Origin of the sequence: Blautia sp. 1001283B150304_161114_C9 (assembly GCF_015668165.1) — a bacterium.
Taxonomy (GTDB): Bacteria; Bacillota; Clostridia; order Lachnospirales; family Lachnospiraceae; genus Blautia_A; species Blautia_A wexlerae.
The window spans coordinates 1-16163 of the sequence record NZ_JADPGO010000003.1; the positions used below are offsets into that span (position 1 = coordinate 1).

Annotated in this window: 21 protein-coding genes and 4 pseudogenes; 19 read left to right on the forward strand and 6 right to left on the reverse strand. The window is 40.0% G+C overall.

Going from position 1 to position 16163, the window contains the following annotated elements; genetic code table 11:
- Positions 1-163 precede the first annotated feature (163 nt).
- Positions 164-493 carry an antibiotic biosynthesis monooxygenase family protein gene (locus I4V44_RS02090; protein ID WP_062808198.1) on the forward strand — a complete coding sequence of 110 codons (330 nt, stop codon included), beginning with the start codon at positions 164-166 and terminating at the stop codon, positions 491-493.
- A 66-nt stretch (positions 494-559) separates the two neighbouring features.
- Entirely contained in the window at positions 560-769 is a 210-nt protein-coding gene (locus I4V44_RS02095) for a DUF6219 family protein (RefSeq protein WP_008705297.1), read from the forward strand.
- Positions 770-1232: 463 nt separating this feature from the next.
- Here the strand turns inward: I4V44_RS02095 and I4V44_RS02100 are convergent.
- Together I4V44_RS02100 and I4V44_RS02105 are read right to left on the reverse strand one after the other, a co-directional pair.
- Positions 1233-1421: pseudogene (locus tag I4V44_RS02100) on the reverse strand (relaxase/mobilization nuclease domain-containing protein); the annotation flags it as partial.
- Positions 1388-1711 (reverse strand): MobC family plasmid mobilization relaxosome protein, encoded by a 324-nt coding sequence (locus I4V44_RS02105; protein ID WP_196002239.1) that lies wholly within the window; start codon positions 1709-1711, stop codon positions 1388-1390. The gene I4V44_RS02105 and the pseudogene I4V44_RS02100, both read right to left, overlap by 34 nt.
- 285 nt (positions 1712-1996) lie before the next feature.
- On the opposite strand from I4V44_RS02105, the gene I4V44_RS02110 reads away from it, so the two are divergent.
- Together I4V44_RS02110 and I4V44_RS02115 are read left to right on the forward strand one after the other, a co-directional pair.
- Positions 1997-2752 carry an 8-oxo-dGTP diphosphatase gene (locus I4V44_RS02110; RefSeq protein WP_025581238.1) on the forward strand — a complete coding sequence of 252 codons (756 nt, stop codon included), beginning with the start codon at positions 1997-1999 and terminating at the stop codon, positions 2750-2752.
- Positions 2753-2807: 55 nt separating this feature from the next.
- Positions 2808-3572, forward strand: coding sequence for a hypothetical protein (locus I4V44_RS02115; RefSeq protein ID WP_196002240.1), 765 nt, complete (start codon positions 2808-2810; stop codon positions 3570-3572).
- A 178-nt stretch (positions 3573-3750) separates the two neighbouring features.
- On the opposite strand, the gene I4V44_RS02120 is transcribed toward I4V44_RS02115, so the two are convergent.
- Genes I4V44_RS02120 through I4V44_RS02135 form a run of 4 tightly spaced genes read right to left on the reverse strand, consistent with a single transcriptional unit; the run spans position 3751 to position 5412 of the window.
- Complete coding sequence (locus I4V44_RS02120; RefSeq protein ID WP_227219045.1) at positions 3751-4548, reverse strand: YhfC family intramembrane metalloprotease; 798 nt, start codon at positions 4546-4548, stop codon at positions 3751-3753.
- A gap of 19 nt (positions 4549-4567) precedes the next feature.
- The gene (locus tag I4V44_RS02125; RefSeq protein WP_008121271.1) at positions 4568-4870 is read right to left on the reverse strand and encodes a hypothetical protein; all 303 of its coding nucleotides are present in this window, start codon (positions 4868-4870) and stop codon (positions 4568-4570) included.
- 9 nt (positions 4871-4879) lie between these two features.
- On the reverse strand, positions 4880-5086 hold the full coding sequence (locus I4V44_RS02130; protein ID WP_196002241.1) for a helix-turn-helix transcriptional regulator: 207 nt from the start codon (positions 5084-5086) through the stop codon (positions 4880-4882).
- On the reverse strand, positions 5083-5412 hold the full coding sequence (locus I4V44_RS02135; protein ID WP_005608366.1) for a DUF6442 family protein: 330 nt from the start codon (positions 5410-5412) through the stop codon (positions 5083-5085). Before I4V44_RS02135 ends, I4V44_RS02130 begins: the two co-directional genes overlap by 4 nt.
- 349 nt (positions 5413-5761) lie before the next feature.
- Here I4V44_RS02135 and I4V44_RS02140 point away from each other — a divergent pair, with 349 nt between their 5' ends.
- The 15 genes and pseudogenes from I4V44_RS02140 (at position 5762) to I4V44_RS02200 (ending at position 16158) form a co-directional block, all read left to right on the forward strand.
- On the forward strand, positions 5762-6142 hold the full coding sequence (locus tag I4V44_RS02140) for a hypothetical protein (protein ID WP_196002300.1): 381 nt from the start codon (positions 5762-5764) through the stop codon (positions 6140-6142).
- Between the two features lie 197 nt (positions 6143-6339).
- Entirely contained in the window at positions 6340-7248 is a 909-nt protein-coding gene (locus I4V44_RS02145; protein ID WP_196002242.1) for a LysR family transcriptional regulator, read from the forward strand.
- A gap of 89 nt (positions 7249-7337) precedes the next feature.
- Positions 7338-7922: a LysE family transporter gene (locus I4V44_RS02150; RefSeq protein ID WP_196002243.1), complete on the forward strand. Its 585-nt coding sequence runs from the start codon at positions 7338-7340 to the stop codon at positions 7920-7922.
- A 92-nt stretch (positions 7923-8014) separates the two neighbouring features.
- Positions 8015-8195, forward strand: a pseudogene (locus tag I4V44_RS18035) (DUF6219 family protein); the annotation flags it as partial.
- A 9-nt stretch (positions 8196-8204) separates the two neighbouring features.
- Positions 8205-8588: pseudogene (locus tag I4V44_RS02155) on the forward strand (NAD(P)/FAD-dependent oxidoreductase); the annotation flags it as partial.
- 2 nt (positions 8589-8590) lie between these two features.
- Positions 8591-8713: pseudogene (locus I4V44_RS18040) on the forward strand (DNA-binding protein); the annotation flags it as partial.
- A 98-nt stretch (positions 8714-8811) separates the two neighbouring features.
- Positions 8812-9063, forward strand: a complete 252-nt coding sequence (locus I4V44_RS02160) for a hypothetical protein (RefSeq protein WP_330380698.1) — start codon at positions 8812-8814, stop codon at positions 9061-9063.
- A gap of 82 nt (positions 9064-9145) precedes the next feature.
- Entirely contained in the window at positions 9146-12073 is a 2928-nt protein-coding gene (locus tag I4V44_RS02165; protein ID WP_196002244.1) for an EAL domain-containing protein, read from the forward strand.
- A gap of 120 nt (positions 12074-12193) precedes the next feature.
- Positions 12194-12463: a hypothetical protein gene (locus I4V44_RS02170; protein WP_008705279.1), complete on the forward strand. Its 270-nt coding sequence runs from the start codon at positions 12194-12196 to the stop codon at positions 12461-12463.
- Between the two features lie 159 nt (positions 12464-12622).
- Positions 12623-13522 (forward strand): NAD(P)/FAD-dependent oxidoreductase, encoded by a 900-nt coding sequence (locus I4V44_RS02175; RefSeq protein ID WP_196002245.1) that lies wholly within the window; start codon positions 12623-12625, stop codon positions 13520-13522.
- Positions 13523-13634: 112 nt separating this feature from the next.
- Positions 13635-14504 (forward strand): 4Fe-4S binding protein, encoded by an 870-nt coding sequence (locus I4V44_RS02180; protein ID WP_196002246.1) that lies wholly within the window; start codon positions 13635-13637, stop codon positions 14502-14504.
- A 12-nt stretch (positions 14505-14516) separates the two neighbouring features.
- Positions 14517-14768: a sulfurtransferase TusA family protein gene (locus I4V44_RS02185; RefSeq protein ID WP_008705273.1), complete on the forward strand. Its 252-nt coding sequence runs from the start codon at positions 14517-14519 to the stop codon at positions 14766-14768.
- Positions 14768-15085 (forward strand): thioredoxin family protein, encoded by a 318-nt coding sequence (locus tag I4V44_RS02190; protein WP_196002247.1) that lies wholly within the window; start codon positions 14768-14770, stop codon positions 15083-15085. The genes I4V44_RS02185 and I4V44_RS02190 overlap by 1 nt, the downstream gene beginning before the upstream one ends.
- A gap of 29 nt (positions 15086-15114) precedes the next feature.
- On the forward strand, positions 15115-15321 hold the full coding sequence (gene thiS / locus I4V44_RS02195; protein ID WP_008705271.1) for a sulfur carrier protein ThiS: 207 nt from the start codon (positions 15115-15117) through the stop codon (positions 15319-15321).
- Positions 15322-16158: a HesA/MoeB/ThiF family protein gene (locus I4V44_RS02200; RefSeq protein WP_008705270.1), complete on the forward strand. Its 837-nt coding sequence runs from the start codon at positions 15322-15324 to the stop codon at positions 16156-16158. It begins immediately after the preceding gene.
- Positions 16159-16163: the final 5 nt, after the last annotated feature.

Sequence of the window (16163 nt, forward strand, 5' to 3'; positions counted from 1 at the left end):
ACACTGATGGGACGATATAACACAAGGGAAATAATAAGGGAAAGCTCACCTGCGACAAATCCAGTGTTTTCAAGGGGGTGCGAAGAATTTAATAATAAAATATAACAGTTATTAAATTTCTTAAAACAGGTGAAATCTCAATCGGAATTTGGAGGAAAGTATAATGAGTATAGTTGTTAATATATATTATTCCGGCGAAAATGGTTCTGCGCGAAAATTTGCAAAGGAGATGATTTCAAGCGGTACTGTTGATGCAATTAGAAATGAAGCGGGGAACATTAGATATGATTATTTTTTCCCTCTGGGAGATGAGGAAACTGTGCTACTGATTGACAGTTGGGAAAATCAAGAGAGCATTGACTTTCACCATCAATCACCCATGATGAATAAGATTGCGGAGTTAAGAGATAAATATAATCTTCACATGAAAGTAGAGCGATATCGGTCAGAAGATACGATTCCTGACACTGATCAAAAATATATAAGAAATTGACAACTTCCAATTTGCATATTGCATTAAAAGGCACATATTAAAATTAATACAAAAGGAGATGTTAGAATGAAAGCTCATGAATATTGGTCTGTCGGAGCATTGATAACGATGCTAGGAACTTTTTATAGCGGATATAAAGGTTCAAAATCAAGCCATAAATATTTTGCGGCAAGTTCTTTGCTTTGTATGATTATGGCTATTTATACAGGTCATAGGATAATATCTAAAAACAAGAAGACAGAGAAAGAATCAAACTCAATAGAAAATGAAGAATAATGAACCAACCTTGTGCCCACTGGGCACGAAGTTGGCACAGTCACTACGGTGTCAGGAGAAATCCTGGCATCTTTTTTTATGTCTTTTTACACTTCAAAAAATAATCTTAAAAAATTTCTAAAATCATGTCCGATTTTGTCGCTCCCAATACAGAGTATATGGAAGGCAAATTGAAAATCCTCTGATTTCCAAAAATCACAAACGTAAAAGAGGTTCAGACAGTTCTTCCGATTGCACCTTGACAATTGAAGGAGCTGATACATCTTGAGGAACATGCTTACCGGAGATAATCCGGCTCGTGCAGGCGAAGACTCCTATGGGAAGAGCGAAGCAATAATGATACCACCGAAAGGTACAGGACCTCTGCTGAAACAGAGACTGTGGCTGTATTTTTGCAGTCGGGTTATCTGGAATGATAACGATCAGATGTATATGTACAGACAAAGCAGAAAATGCACAGATTATTATCGCCTTTGTCCATTCCATTCTTTTTTTCCATTTCTCTTGTCATAGAAAATTCAAGATCTGCAGTTTCCGGGGAACAGCCAAAACTGGAAACTAACAGTTTTTCATCTGTTTTATCTGGATTCGTAATATAGTCCAGAGCTTTCTTGTCTGTTACTTTAATGGGGAAGATCTTAAGATACGCCAAAATTCTTTCACCATCTCTTTCAATTCCTGCATTTCTTCAGAATACAGATCTCCGGTACTGTTTACTTTTTTCGCAATCTGATTAATATTCACACCGATCTTATGCATTTCCTCGTATTGTTTTTTTAATGGAGTAGTGTCTGTATTGACAATATAACCGTCAATTGCCATTTTACGAAGATAAGCTCCCATGTTTTTAGTCTTTGATTCAATCATCTTTCTGCGAATCAGCTTCTTTTCTTCGGGGGAAACACAAAACAAGATCTGTATATTTCTTTTTCTCTTTGCCATAGATAGATTCTCCTTTCATTGGTTGCTCAAAGTAGTGGCTTTTGTGTTTTTGATTTAGGGCAGGGTTCCCTAAATTGCTGGTTTTTTTGGAAGTGTATATACACTTCCTGTCCTTGCTATTTACCGGTGGCACAGCCGCTGGAAGAGAGTCTTTTGAAAAGAACCCTCTATAGATAAGGTATTCAGAGAAGAAAAATAGGACATCGCAGATCTGAGGTATGACGAAAGAAGGATTCTATGGTATAGTAAAATCTGAATGAGAAAAGAGGAAAAGAGGTCTTACCGATGTCACGGAAAAACCATGAAATGATAGATGGAAAATTACTGCAGACTGACAAGAAATATGCTCAGTTGAAATTAAAGCAGAAAGAGAAGATTGCAGAATGGATGTTCCAGGCAACCAGGGATTATTATATGAAAAAATACACTTTCCCAAACGACAAACATCTGGAAGAAGTGGTGGATATTGTGTATGAAAAAATTGAAGATGCAGAAATCTGGATTCCGTATGGAGAGGTATTCAAGCATTACAAATCCAAACGATCGGATATCAATAAACGTATCAGAAGATCTCTGAATGAAAAAGAAGAGAGTCGGATTGAGAAGGTTTGCTTTATGAATATGTGTATGATCCAAGATGACAAAGGAAATGTGCTGGCATTGGATAAAGTGAATGACAGCTATACAGGGACAACTTTTCCAGGTGGTCATGTGGAGCAGAACGAGATATTTCAAAAATCTATGATCCGGGAAGTTTGGGAAGAAACAGGTCTTACGATTGAAACACCGAAGCTCTGCGGTTTATATCATTGGCATAAGGGTGGAGTACATTATGTGATTACGCTGTACAGAGCTGATAGATTTATCGGAGAATTGACAAGTTCGGAGGAAGGGCAGGTGTATTGGATTCCGCTGGAAGAATTAAAAACCAAAGAATTGGCTACAGGTATGGAATACGTTTTACAGATCTTGGAGTCTGAGCAGGTGAATGAGTGTTATATGCATCTGGAAGCAGATGGATATGTTGGAGATTTATATTAAACGAAGTATCTACTTGGGATAAAATAGTTGTTGTGATGAAAATGGGAGAACAATAATGAATGAAAAATTAGAAATGGCAAAAAATTCCTTATATAATGCAAATGAAATAAAGGATATTAAAGAAAATCCGGTTGTTGAATCAGTTTTATTGGCACCTATAAAGGCAATCCCTGTTTTGGGGGATTTAATTGATTCATCAACAAATAAGTTATTAAATGATTTTCAGCAAAAGAAAGAACAGGAATTGTTAGATGTTATTTTGCAAGATGATCATTCTATAACATCGGAAATGGTAAATGATGTAGAGTTTATCATCAATTTTGCACGAGCAAAAGAGGCAGTGCAAAGGTTGGCAACGACCGATAAAGTTGAGTATTTTGGAAATCTTATACGAAATGGTTATTTGCAGGGGAAACATATAGATGGTAGTATTTTTGATGAATATATTCACATATTGAATACTATGTCGTATAGAGAAATACAATATTTAGTTGAATACAAAAAATATTGTGAAGATTCATCTAAAAGAGGTAAATCAATGAAACACATAAATGGTAGAACATATAGCAACAAATACGAATCGTTTTGCAATGAATATTCAAAGCAAATAAAGGTATCTCCAGGAGAAGTTGATTACGTGTTCTTACATATTAAACAAACGGGATTCATTGAGGAAGAATTTGAAACAGAGTCTGGAGATGTAGATGAAAATGATAATACATTTGACTCATTGGATGTTGAAAGTAAGGGATATTATATAACAAAAGAGTTTCTGGATTTTTATGAAATGGTTTTGAAAAGAAATGAAAATAATGGATAAATAAAAAGCTACTTCTGTGAGGTTGACTTGCAGAAGTAGCTTTTTTTTTAGATATTGGAGGGGGTAATAAATAAAGTTAATTGAATATCCAATCATCAAAAAGGGCACAAAAAACACCGTATTTCTACGGTGCGTTCTGTCAGATATATTCTGTTTTATGATAGCAGAAAACTGGAATTCACAGTTCTTCCATCCTTCCCATCTTCAGCGCCATAACAAGAGTTCCGGCTGCCATCACAAAGACACCAATTTCAATCACATAGATGGGAAGAAGTGCCGGACCTGCCACGGCAAAGAAGTCCACGATAAAATGAATCCCATATGCAAGAACCGCTGTAAAAGCCGCTGTCCTGCATTTGCCTGCCTTTACCGCCCGGTAGATCAGCAGTGACAACCCGATATGCAGAATGATGGCACTGATTCTTTCGATTCCGCTTACAAAAAAGAGTGGTGCCGGTGTTGTCCATAGGGCCGACAGCTGTGACACGGTCTGGTTTGCAGACTCAGCAGGAAGTGCCGCCAGCGTATTCTGCATGGCTCCGCTGTTGATCATCAGCATGGACACAAGATTGCTGATTCCGGAGAGTCCTCCGATCAGAATGGCCTCCACACCGCCATGCCCGATTCCATACATCAGTGCATTTGGAAAATCCAGCCATTTCTTCATCCAGAACTTCATGGCAATCAGTCTTCCGGTCTCTTCAAAAACCGCTGCAGCCAAAGCCGCGTACACATAGTAAAGCCATGGCCTGCTCTGTGCGTTCAGTCCGCAGAACTGAATGACAAGAACATGCAGCAGCTGCTCCAACAGCATGGCAAACAGCAGATAGGTTCCTGCTCCGATAAAGAACGAGGAAATCCTTGCCTTAAGCTTCACCCTTCCTGCAATGAACAAAGCAATCGGTACCCCCATCGAGAGGACAACGGAGCAGATAACTCCCGCTATCGCCAGACCTGATATTGTGTTCAATTCCATCTTTATACCTCCCTGATTCTCAAAAAATTCCTTTGTTGTATTTGAACTGTCCATACAATATAAAGCCTAATCCGACAATAACTGCTGGAAGAATGATATAATCTATAATTATTTCACTCCAAAACGAAACAATAAAACCTAATACAAGAGATATTCCTATAATCAGCGTTCCTGTGCCGACTGTTTTTCCATACTTTGGTATATCTTCTTCCTTTACTTTTCGCCTGTTATAAGAGTGAATTGTGCTGATATTGCCTTTGATATTTACAATTCCCACAACAGATATGAACACTCCCAAAATCAACATTATAATATTTTCCATAATGACCTCCTAAAAATAGAATAGTTCCTCAAATTTTTTGTCCAATGCAATACAAAGAATTAGAGCCAATTTTGCAGTTGGATTAAACTGTCCTGTTTCAATAGAACTAATGGTATTTCTTGATACCCCTACCATTTCTGCAAGCTGAGTTTGAGAAAGATTTGCTTCTGTGCGAACTTCCTTTAAGTGATTTTTCAGTTGTAATTGTTCTTTCATATTCTCACCTCTAAAAGATGGCTAACAAATCCAACAAATGCCAAAATGGAAAGCACAAAAAACAGAACAGTCAAGACCAAATCGCTCTTTCGCTTCATTTTGATAAAACGAACTAACCATTGTGTTGCAATAATGCTGAAGTATATAACCCACGGACTGTAAATCATAGTATGAGCAAGCACAGAAGATAACAGCGAAAGCAAACAACACACTAAAGCACCAACTCTGCTTGCGTGACTTCCGGCTTGATATACCACTTCCATTTCAGCCAAGTCCTTATTGCGATGTTCTTTTCTGCTTGCATTTAAGATTTCGTCCTTTTTCATAAAAACACCTCCATGCCAAGTTTTCTTTGCATATTTTGATTATACACATACCAAGTTTTCTTGTCAATAGAGTTCATAAAAAAGTTACAACCGATATAAGAGATAACTTTTCTACCACTTCGATTATGCGTTAGATTGGAATCTTGCTAGTGTGAAGTATTATATAACCAAATTGAAGGAAAAGAATTATCTGAAGAGGCAGGGAAGTAGCCAAAAAGGGAAATGGGTGATATTAACAAAACGAGATTGACACTTGTATCAATTCGTGTTAAACATATGAAATGTAAGGAGGAGAGAAAGATGCCCTTGACGGAATAACGCGGAGTTGATCAATGGATATTTGCAGTCAATGAAGTCAAATATTCGAGAAATCATTCGTTATATTGATGATACGACACTTGAAAAATCAAATGATAAAAAGAAAGATAAACAGGAATCTACGAGTACCATACCAGAGGAAGTGCAGGAATTTGTGAATCTGACAATTACAGAGCATATGGGAAAAGCGTATTCGGAATGGAAGTTAAATCAGGATAAAGAGCCAGTAAGTGAGATTGAAAAGAAATACCAGGAATTACTGGAAACGTTATCCCCAGAACAGGAAGAAGTGATTACGGAATACTGTAATGCAATTTTCAGCAGTGGAGCAGATACAGAAGAGTTTTTGTTACTGTTCACTGGTAATATCCCGCGAGGTGTTTTTTGTGAGCGAAGGTCACAGAAAACCTGAGACATACTGCGCGAATTTATGCGATTAGCATAAATTCTGTGCATCGTGAAGCGTGTTGCTGAGAACGGAGTGAACAGTAACGAGTTTTTCTATCGGTTGGGATTAAAAGATGGACTGAATCTAAAAAATACGGTAAAATCTGTATTAGAAATGATATCGTGAAATCGAGATTTGTAAGGAATAAAAAGGATAAAGAAATGAGGGTTCAACAACTAAAATATATTTTGAAGGTAGCAGAAGTTGGCTCTATTACCGAAGCGGCAAAACTGCTTTTTATATCACAGCCAAGTCTGTCCAATTCCATCAAAGAAACGGAAAAAGAGGCTGGTATTACCATTTTTCTTCGCAGCAGAACCGGAATTACTCTGACAAAAGATGGTGCTGAATTTCTCGGTTATGCTCGTCAGGTGATACAGCAGATGGAACTGCTGGAGGATCGGTATGTTACAAATCTTCCGGGAAAAGTGACATTTGGAGTATCTTCTCAGCACTATACTTTTACGGAAAACGCTTTTGTGGAGTTAGTTAAGCGTTTTGGACAGAAACGATACGCTTTTTATTATAATGAAACCGGAACACATCAGATATTGGATGATGTGAAAAATCGTGTCTGTGATTTAGGCATCCTTTATGTATCGCATGAAAACGAAGTCGTCATGCGGAAAGTGATAGAGGAAAACCATCTGGTGTTTACCGAGCTATTTTCAGCAAAGCCTCATGTTTTTTTACAAAAAGATCACCCATTAGCATCGAAAAAAGTAGTTTCCGTCCATGACCTTGCACCTTATCCGCGGCTAAACTTTGTACAGGGAGAGTATGAATCTGTCTATTTTTCAGAGGAACTATTCAGCTCCATCCCGGTGGATAAGGAAATTCGGGTCAATGACAGAGGGGCTATTGTCAACTTCATGCTTGGACTGAATGCCTATACTATTTCAAGTGGCATTTTCCCGAAATATTTGAACGGAGAAAATATCATCTCCATTCCGCTTGCAGAAAATGAAACAATGCATATTGGATATGTGCTGAATGAAAATCAGGAATTAAGTGAACTTGGAAAAAGCTATCTGGAAGAATTACGGAAATATGCTCCAGCCAATCCATAGTCATAGGCTATGGATAATCATATAAAATAGGTGTTATGTATGTACCGCTGTTTGCTGATATAATAGCAGCAGAAAGGTGGTTGATGATTATGCCTATGGCGGTACTGAGCAATTTTCTGATTTATTGCGTTATAAATGCCTTTACTCCGGGACCGGGAAATATTCTGGCATTAAATACCGTAACAAACTATGGATATAAAAAAGGAAAGCCGTTGTTCTTTGGAATTTTTGCAGGCTACTATGTAGTGCAAATCTTATGCGCAATTTTCGTATATGGGGTTAATTCTTTGCTTCCAAATGTAATGGAAGTGATGAAGTACATCGGAGCAGCCTATATCCTGTGGCTTGCGATTCATATTGTTTTCAGCAAGCAGTCAACAGAAAACGCAGAGCAATCGGCATCGTTTCTGAAAGGCTTCATGCTGCAATTTGTCAATGTGAAAATCTATATATTCGGAGTTACCGCACTAACGGGTTATGTTGTAGGATATATGTCCTCTTTTCCGGCTTTGCTGTTTTTTGAGCTGGTTATTGCAACAATCGGAACGATCGCAACCTGTACTTGGATTGGCTTGGGCGTACTGATTCAGAAGTTTTATCTGCGTCATTTCCGTGTTATTAACATTATCCTTGCACTAACATTACTGGAGTGTATTTGGGGAATGTTAAGATAATTGTTGCTTTGAGAGCAATTCTAATTAACAAATTCAAGTTTGTATATTTCATCAAAAGTTTCATATTTAAATAAACAAGGGGAGATGGTAAAATGAAAGCTCATGAATATTGGTCTGTCGGAGCATTGATAACGATGCTAGGAACTTTTTACACAGGCTACAAAGGAAACAAAATCAAGTCATAAATATTTTACAGTTAGTTCTTTGATTTGCATGGTTATGGCTATTTATTCAGGACATAAAATGCTTTCTGGGAAAAAGAAACTCAAGAAAGCATTGGTGAATGCAGAAATTACTGTGTTTGAAAGATCTGGATACATATCCTATGCGAATTGTGGGCTTCCATATTATATTGGAGACGTGATCACAGATCCGGAAGAACTTACACTACAGACACCAGAGAGTTTTTTTAAACGTTTCCATATCAACATGAAAATTCATCATGAAGTTATCTACATACATCCGGATCGTAAAACTGTTTCAGTGAAAAATTTGGAGAATGGTGAAATATTTGAAGAAAATTATGATAAACTTATCCTCTCTCCAGGTGCAAAGCCAACACAGCCGAGACTTCCTGGAGTAGGTATTGATAAACTTTTTACATTTCGCACTGTAGAAGATACTTTTCGGATAAAGGAATATCTAAATAAGAATCATCCAAAAACTGCTGGTGTTTTATTAATAAAACACTGGATTATAATCCGGATGTGAAGTGTTCTCATCACGAGCACAGCCACGGGGAAGGACATACATGTGGTGAGCATGGATGTGGAAGCCATAGCTGTCATTAAGAAGAATAGCAAAAAAATAATAATACGAAAGGATGTGTCAAGGTAATGGAGAAGTTACCGCAGCACATCCTTTTTGTATTATTTTACAGAAAGACAGATTGTATTTTAAAGGAACAGATCGTGCAGTATTTCTTGACAAGAGAGAATTTACAGGACCAATCTACACACAAATCAAAGAAGCTGTAGATTTTGTATTGAGAAATATTCGACTCGGAGCAACGATTGATGGATTGGTGCGAAAAGAGAAATATGAGCTACCGCCGGAAGCAATCAGGGAAATTTTGTTTTTAGTTTGTATTCGATTGTCTGTGGTGGAAATGGGATTAAAAAGTAACACCTGGATTCTGTAAGGGGAAATGTTTGAGCGAGCATTATAAAGGTACCTTTTTTGAGAATATTATGTTATAATCACTCAGGAGAGAGGTACGATAGATGAGTGGTAAGAAGAGAAATGTAATGTTGTTCGTTCTGCTGTTTACCTTGCTTCTGGGAGTGATCGTTCCGGTTCAGGCACAGTCGTACGGCGGGACAAAGACAATACGGGTGGCGTATCGTGAGGACGCAGACTTTATTAATAAAAGCAGCAGTGGAGTATACAAGGGATATGGAGTGGAATATCTGAATAAAATATCTCAGTATACCGGCTGGAGATATGAATATATCAATGAATCATGGGAAAATCAGCTGGCAGATCTGAAATCCGGAAAGGTAGACCTGATCTGCAATGCGCAGAAAACAGAGGCCAGGGAGAAGGATTATGATTTCTCCTGTATGCCTGTTGGCACAGAGCAGGCGGTGCTGTATACATCTGAGGATAATGAAGATATTTATTTTCAGGATTATGAGCATATGAATGGCAAAAAGGTAGGTCTGCTGAGAGACAGCTATCAAAATGAAGAGTTTGAACAGCGTCAGAGTGAGAAAAATTTTCACTGTCCGGAGGAGTACTATGAATCTGAACAGGATCAGATAGAGGCTCTTAAGCAGAAGAAAGTGGATATGATCTTGACGGGAAGTATCTCCAAACATGATTCACTTAAGATTGTGGATAAATTCGGGGCTGCACCTATGTATATCATGACAACAAAGGGAAATACAGAGGTCATGAGTGCGGTAAACAATGCTCTTGAGCAGCTTAAAGCAGAACTGCCGGATCTTACGGAAAATCTTACAGAACAGTATGTTATGGACAAAAACAGAAATTCAAAGCCTCTTCTGACCCGGGAAGAGACAGAATATGTCAAAAACGTCAGCGCACCCATAAAGATAGGATGCATTGGTGATCAGCCGCCACTGATATATACAGATAAAGAAACAGGAAAGCTGGACGGAATCTATATAGCGTTTCTGAAGAAATTCAGTGAGATCAGCGGGATACCTTTTGAGTTTGAAAGTCTTTCTCCGGATACCGATCCTATAGAGGCTGCGCAGAGTGGAAAGTATGATTTTATAGCCGGAATTACCGCCTGTCAGGAAATGATCGATGAACCTGAAGTTCATCTTACAGGTGGATTTTTCACGAGAGAATTTCAGATAGTAGCAGAACGTGGAGAAGATATTAATACTCTGGAGACGTTGACTGTCTCTATGAACAGTATATTTGAGAAATATAAAAGTCTGAGACCGGAAGGGGAGTTCCCATATAAAGCGATTTACTGTGATTCACCCCGGACAGTTTTGGATGCGGTGGTAAATAAAAAGGCAGATATGGCCATTATGGACAGTTACGCGGCATCTTATTATCTGCAGGATGAAAAGTATCGTGATCTTGCATTGTCGGGAATTGTTTTTACCAAAGCAGAGACCTGTATGATATACGGGGATAACACAGATCCCGATCTTGTTTCTGTAATCAATAAGAAGAGCATCGGAAGCCTGAGCAGTCAGGATGAGGAGAATATTATCAGGCAGTATTCCATAAATCTGCTGAAATCTTTTTCCATATGGGAATTTATGGAGAAATACAGATATCAGATTGTATGTATCCTGATTTTTCTGGTGGCATTGACTATACTTGTGATTGTTAATAACAGACACAGGACACAGATGCAGGTGGAAGCTGCGGCGCAGGAAGCATATCGCTGCAGGATGGAGACGGATGAACTGACCGGGCTTCTTAATAAAGAAGGATTTTACCGGAGAGGCAGGGAATTTCTGGAGAAGCATTCGGAGGCAGATGCCAGAATTGTCTATATCAATATTGAGAATTTTAAGCTTGTCAATGATCTGTTTGGAGAGGATGCAGGTGACGGGTTCCTGAAGTTTATCGGTCTGGAGCTGGAGAAAATTTTTGGCAGGATAGATATTGTCAGTTGCAGATATGAGGCAGACCATTTTGTAATCCTGACTTTGGATAATGAGGACAGGATACAGGCAAAGATAAATCATTTCTGTAATCGGATCAGAGATTATTATCTGAAAACTACAGTAGAGATTTCTGCCGGGATTTATGAGATACGAGACAGATCAAAGAGTCTGAGAATCATGTGTGATCGGGCTCATCTGGCGGCGGATAGCATTAAGAAGAATCATATGATTCAGGTTGCTGTATATGATGATACACACAGAAAGAAACTGATCCAGGAGCAGATGATCATTAATGAGCTGGATGATGCCCTTAAGGAAAAGCAGTTTAAGGCATTCTTTCAGCCCAAATATGATATGTGTACTGATCGTATTATTGGAGCGGAAGCGTTAGTACGATGGGAATATCCGGAAAAGGGACTGCTTCCTCCGGGAATCTTCATCCCTGTATTGGAGAAAAACGGATATATTGCAAAAGTGGATCTCTACATTTATGAAGAGACCTGTATTTTCCTGAAGAAATGTATGGATGAGGGTATTCCTCTGCATCCGGTGTCCGTAAATCTGTCCAGGGTTGGGTTCTATAATCCGAACCTGTTTCAGACCCTTTGTGAAATATCAGAACGTTATCAGATTCCGAGAAAATATCTGGAACTGGAGATAACAGAAACTGCGTATGCCACTGACTCGGAAATGATCTTTTCAGTTGTGGAGAAGCTTCGCCAGGGAGGATTCCGTATTCTGATGGATGATTTTGGAAGTGGATATTCTTCCCTGAATATGCTGAAAGAAGCTCCTGTTGATGAGATCAAACTGGATATGCGTTTCTTAAGTGCAGCAGATCCTTATGGAAGAGCAGAAGAAATCCTGCACATGATCATTACTATGGGAAATCATATGAAGCTTTCCATTATTGCGGAAGGTGTGGAGACCGAACAGCAGAAGGTAATGCTTCAGGGGTTCGGCTGTAACAAGGCTCAGGGATATTTCTATGCCAGACCTATGAGGGAAGCAGAATATACAGAGCTGCTCAGAAAAGAAAAAGCAGAAAATTAGATGTACAGAAGGTTGAATAAAGGGCTGTCCGGGAATCATCAAAACCGGCAGCTCTTTGTCATCAGAAGACCAATCATATAAAAACTAATCATATAAACAAAAAAAGGAGAAAATTAAAAGATGTATTATGTACCAGACGGCACGAAAGAGTGCGGATATTATGAATGTAAAAAATGCGGCAACCGTTTTCTGTCTATGCAGACGATGAAGAGGATTCCATGCCCGGACTGTGAGGCTGAAATCGACTATGAGATCGGTCCGGACGAGTCACTGGAGGATGTGTTGGATACAGCAGAACTGATCCAGAAGATTGAGGGTGAAGAAGAGGTAGAGAAGATGGACACACTTCTGAGCCTTGCTCTGACCGGCGGAGATTACAGCTGGATCTAGTACAGCGAATATTAAGTAACTGCTATAACCTGAGTCCATAACGAATCCTAAAAAATTTTTATAATCTTATTTATTGACAGAGGAAATTATCGGTGTTATTATGTTTATTATAAAACATACTAATTCGATAGGAATAATAGGTGTAAAGGAACTGGCGATATGAAATATGATGTAGGTATCATTGGAAGCGGTCCGGCGGGTTTAAGTGCGGCAATCTATGCAAAGAGGGCTAATCTGTCAGCCGTAGTAATAGAAAAAGAATATGAAGGAACCGGACAGATCGCAGAAAGCGGACAGGTAGATAACTATCCGGGATTTCCGGGCATCAGCGGTTATGATCTGGGTGAGAACTTCCGGGAACATGCAGTGAAGCTTGGGGTATCCTTCATGGAACAGGAAGTAACAGAGATAAAGAAAGAAGCTTCATCAGATTTTGAACTTGTATTTGCAGATGGTTCGCAGGTGGAAGCGAAAACCGTAATCTATGCGGCGGGAGCCACACCGCGAAGAGCGAATATTCCGGGAGAACAGGAATATGCAGGAAAGGGTGTCTCTTACTGTGCAATCTGTGACGGATCATTTTACAGAGGTAAATCAGTCGCAGTTTTTGGTGGTGGAGATACAGCACTTGATGATGCTGTTTACCTGGCGGATGTGGCAGAGAAAGTATATGTGATCCACAGGAGAAAGGAATTCCGAGGAGCCGCTGTTACAGTGGCGAAACTGAGAGAGAAGGAAAACGTTATCTTCGTACTGGAGCATCAGGTAAAAGAGATCATCGGAGAGCAGAAAGTAACCGGAGTAGTTCTGGAAGATGCAGCTGTGATAGATGTGAACGGTGTATTTGTTGCTTACGGAGCAGTACCACAGACAGATCTTCTGAAAAAATTTGCAGTACTGGATGATTCAGGTTACGTCAGAGCAGGGGAGACAGGAGAAACCGCTCTGGAAGGGCTGTATGTGGCAGGAGATGCAAGAACAAAGAAACTGCGTCAGGTGGTAACTGCGGTTTCGGATGGTGCCAATGCAGCAACCGCAGTGGCAGAATATCTGAAATAGAAGAAACTGAGAGAGTATTACGATAATTCAACCGGCTGTAAGGATACCGGACAGCCGCAGATCTGGAAAAATATTTGAAAAAACGCTCTAAAAACACAAAGGAGAGATAAAAATGGCACAGAAAGTAGATTATGCAGCCTTAAAAAAAGGCGGATATATGAGACAGAAACAGAAAGGTTACGGTTCCCTGAGACTGGCAGTGGTCGGTGGAAACCTGACTGCAGAGAATATTAAGACAGTAGCAGAAGTAGCAGAAAAATACGGCCGCGGATATGTACATATGACTTCCCGCCAGGGCATTGAGATTCCCTTTATTAAAGTGGAAGAATTGGCAGAGGTAAAAGAAGCACTGGCAAAAGGCGGTGTGGGAACCGGTGTGTGCGGACCACGTGTACGTACAGTTACAGCCTGTCAGGGTTCAGAGGTCTGTCCAAGCGGATGTATCGACACCTACACACTGGCAAAAGAGCTTGATGAGAGATATTTCGGACGGGAACTCCCACATAAATTCAAATTTGGTGTTACAGGATGCCAGAATAACTGCCTGAAAGCAGAAGAAAACGATGTTGGAATCAAAGGCGGCATGAACATCGAATATAAGGAAGACGACTGTATTTCCTGTGGTGTGTGTGTGAAAGCCTGCAGACAGGATGCACTGAAGATGGTGGACGGCAAAATAGAACTGGATGCGCAGAAATGTAATCATTGTGGCCGCTGTGTAAAGAGCTGTCCGGTGGATGCATGGAAAGGAACTCCGGGATATATCGTATCTTTTGGAGGAACCTTCGGAAATAATATCTATAAAGGAGAAGAACTGCTTTCTCTGATTCCGGATAAAGAAACACTGTTTCGTGTGACAGATGCGGCAATTAATTTCTTTGAAAAAAATGCAAATCCAAGTGAACGTTTCCGCAAAACATTGCAGCGTGTGGGAGAAGAAGATTTCCGCAGTCAGCTGAAAGATGCGTATGAAGGACAGTGAAAGGAGAACATAATGGCTGAATTAGATTTTGAAGTAACCGATGAGGTTGATATTACCGATAAAGTATGCCCCCTGACATTCGTGAAGGCAAAAGTAGCAATCGAAGAACTGGAGGATGGAGAGATTCTGGCTGTCCGCATGAACGATGGCGAACCAGTGCAGAATGTTCCGCGCAGTATGAAAGAAGAAGGGCATAAGGTACTGAAATTAACCGATAATGAAGATGGTACTTACACCATGTATGTAAGAAAGGTGGAAGACTGATGGCAGTACGGGTAAGCAAGACGGATTTTGAAGAGAAAGTCCTGAAGGAAAAACTTCCGGTTCTGGTGGATTTTTATTCAGATTCCTGCGTGGTGTGTAAAAAGCTGGCACCGGTTCTCGGAAATGCGGAAGACGATTATGAGGATAAGATTAAAGTATATAAAGTAAATACGAACTTTGATGTGGAGCTGGCAGAGCAGTATGAAGTGCAGGCAAATCCGACGTTGATCCTTTTTAAAGACGGACAGGCGAAAGACCGGAAAACAGGAGCACTGAAACAGGCAGAGTTAAACAGCTGGATTGAAGGATTACTTTAAAAAGAGAGCAGGCATAAAGGAGAAAAAATATGTTTATCACAGTAGCAGGAGAGAAAAAAGAAGTAAAAGACGGACTGACACTTCCGGAACTGATCGCACAGGAAAATGTAGAGATGCCGGAATATGTAACCGTTTCTATTAATGAAGAATTTGTTGCATCAGAGGATAAAGAGTCTACCGTATTAAAAGAGGGAGACAATGTAGAATTTCTGTATTTCATGGGAGGTGGATGCTAAATGGCAATGACAGATGAACAGATCGAGCGTTATTCCCGTCACATCATCTTAAAAGAAGTGGGTGCAAAGGGACAGAAGAAGCTCCTGAAAGGAAAAGTACTGATCATCGGTGCAGGCGGTCTTGGTGCACCTGCGGCAATGTATCTGGCAGCAGCAGGTGTGGGAACAATCGGTATTGTGGATGCGGACGAGGTAGATCTTTCCAATCTGCAGAGACAGATCATCCACAGCACAGCAGATATCGGAAAAGCAAAGGTAAAATCAGCAAAGGAAACCATGAATGCCATGAATCCGGATGTGGAAGTAAAAACTTACCGGATGTTCGTAGACGCATCCAACATCCGCGAACTGATTCGAGAATATGATTTTATTATTGACGGAACTGATAATTTCCCGGCAAAATTTCTGATCAATGATGCATGTGTACTGGAGAAAAAACCATTTTCCCATGCAGGTATCATTCGTTTTAAAGGTCAGCTGATGACCTATGTACCCGGGGAAGGTCCATGTTACCGCTGCGTATTCAAGAATCCGCCGCCCAAGGATGCAGTTCCTACCTGTAAGCAGGCAGGTGTCATCGGAGCAATGGGAGGTGTCATCGGTTCCTTACAGGCAATGGAAGCAATCAAGTATCTGATCGGTGTAGGTGATCTTCTGACAGGATATCTTCTGACTTTTGATGCGCTGACAATGGAATTCCATAAGGTTAAACTGCCGAAGGATACTCATGACTGTGCAGTATGCGGAGATCATCCGACAATCCTGGAACCGATCGACTACGAGCAGGAGGTCTGTGAGGAAACAGCAGGCCGATTTGCCACAAGAGATGAGCAGTAAATACA

Coding starts and splice junctions, on each gene's coding strand:
- I4V44_RS02090 (WP_062808198.1), top strand. CDS start 164: ATGAGTATAGTTGTTAATATATATTATTCCGGCGAAAATGGTTCTGCG.
- I4V44_RS02095 (WP_008705297.1), top strand. CDS start 560: ATGAAAGCTCATGAATATTGGTCTGTCGGAGCATTGATAACGATGCTA.
- I4V44_RS02105 (WP_196002239.1), bottom strand. CDS start 1,711: ATGGCAAAGAGAAAAAGAAATATACAGATCTTGTTTTGTGTTTCCCCC.
- I4V44_RS02110 (WP_025581238.1), top strand. CDS start 1,997: ATGTCACGGAAAAACCATGAAATGATAGATGGAAAATTACTGCAGACT.
- I4V44_RS02115 (WP_196002240.1), top strand. CDS start 2,808: ATGAATGAAAAATTAGAAATGGCAAAAAATTCCTTATATAATGCAAAT.
- I4V44_RS02120 (WP_227219045.1), bottom strand. CDS start 4,548: ATGGAATTGAACACAATATCAGGTCTGGCGATAGCGGGAGTTATCTGC.
- I4V44_RS02125 (WP_008121271.1), bottom strand. CDS start 4,870: ATGGAAAATATTATAATGTTGATTTTGGGAGTGTTCATATCTGTTGTG.
- I4V44_RS02130 (WP_196002241.1), bottom strand. CDS start 5,086: ATGAAAGAACAATTACAACTGAAAAATCACTTAAAGGAAGTTCGCACA.
- I4V44_RS02135 (WP_005608366.1), bottom strand. CDS start 5,412: ATGAAAAAGGACGAAATCTTAAATGCAAGCAGAAAAGAACATCGCAAT.
- I4V44_RS02140 (WP_196002300.1), top strand. CDS start 5,762: ATGAAGTCAAATATTCGAGAAATCATTCGTTATATTGATGATACGACA.
- I4V44_RS02145 (WP_196002242.1), top strand. CDS start 6,340: ATGAGGGTTCAACAACTAAAATATATTTTGAAGGTAGCAGAAGTTGGC.
- I4V44_RS02150 (WP_196002243.1), top strand. CDS start 7,338: ATGCCTATGGCGGTACTGAGCAATTTTCTGATTTATTGCGTTATAAAT.
- I4V44_RS02165 (WP_196002244.1), top strand. CDS start 9,146: ATGAGTGGTAAGAAGAGAAATGTAATGTTGTTCGTTCTGCTGTTTACC.
- I4V44_RS02170 (WP_008705279.1), top strand. CDS start 12,194: ATGTATTATGTACCAGACGGCACGAAAGAGTGCGGATATTATGAATGT.
- I4V44_RS02175 (WP_196002245.1), top strand. CDS start 12,623: ATGAAATATGATGTAGGTATCATTGGAAGCGGTCCGGCGGGTTTAAGT.
- I4V44_RS02180 (WP_196002246.1), top strand. CDS start 13,635: ATGGCACAGAAAGTAGATTATGCAGCCTTAAAAAAAGGCGGATATATG.
- I4V44_RS02185 (WP_008705273.1), top strand. CDS start 14,517: ATGGCTGAATTAGATTTTGAAGTAACCGATGAGGTTGATATTACCGAT.
- I4V44_RS02190 (WP_196002247.1), top strand. CDS start 14,768: ATGGCAGTACGGGTAAGCAAGACGGATTTTGAAGAGAAAGTCCTGAAG.
- thiS (WP_008705271.1), top strand. CDS start 15,115: ATGTTTATCACAGTAGCAGGAGAGAAAAAAGAAGTAAAAGACGGACTG.
- I4V44_RS02200 (WP_008705270.1), top strand. CDS start 15,322: ATGGCAATGACAGATGAACAGATCGAGCGTTATTCCCGTCACATCATC.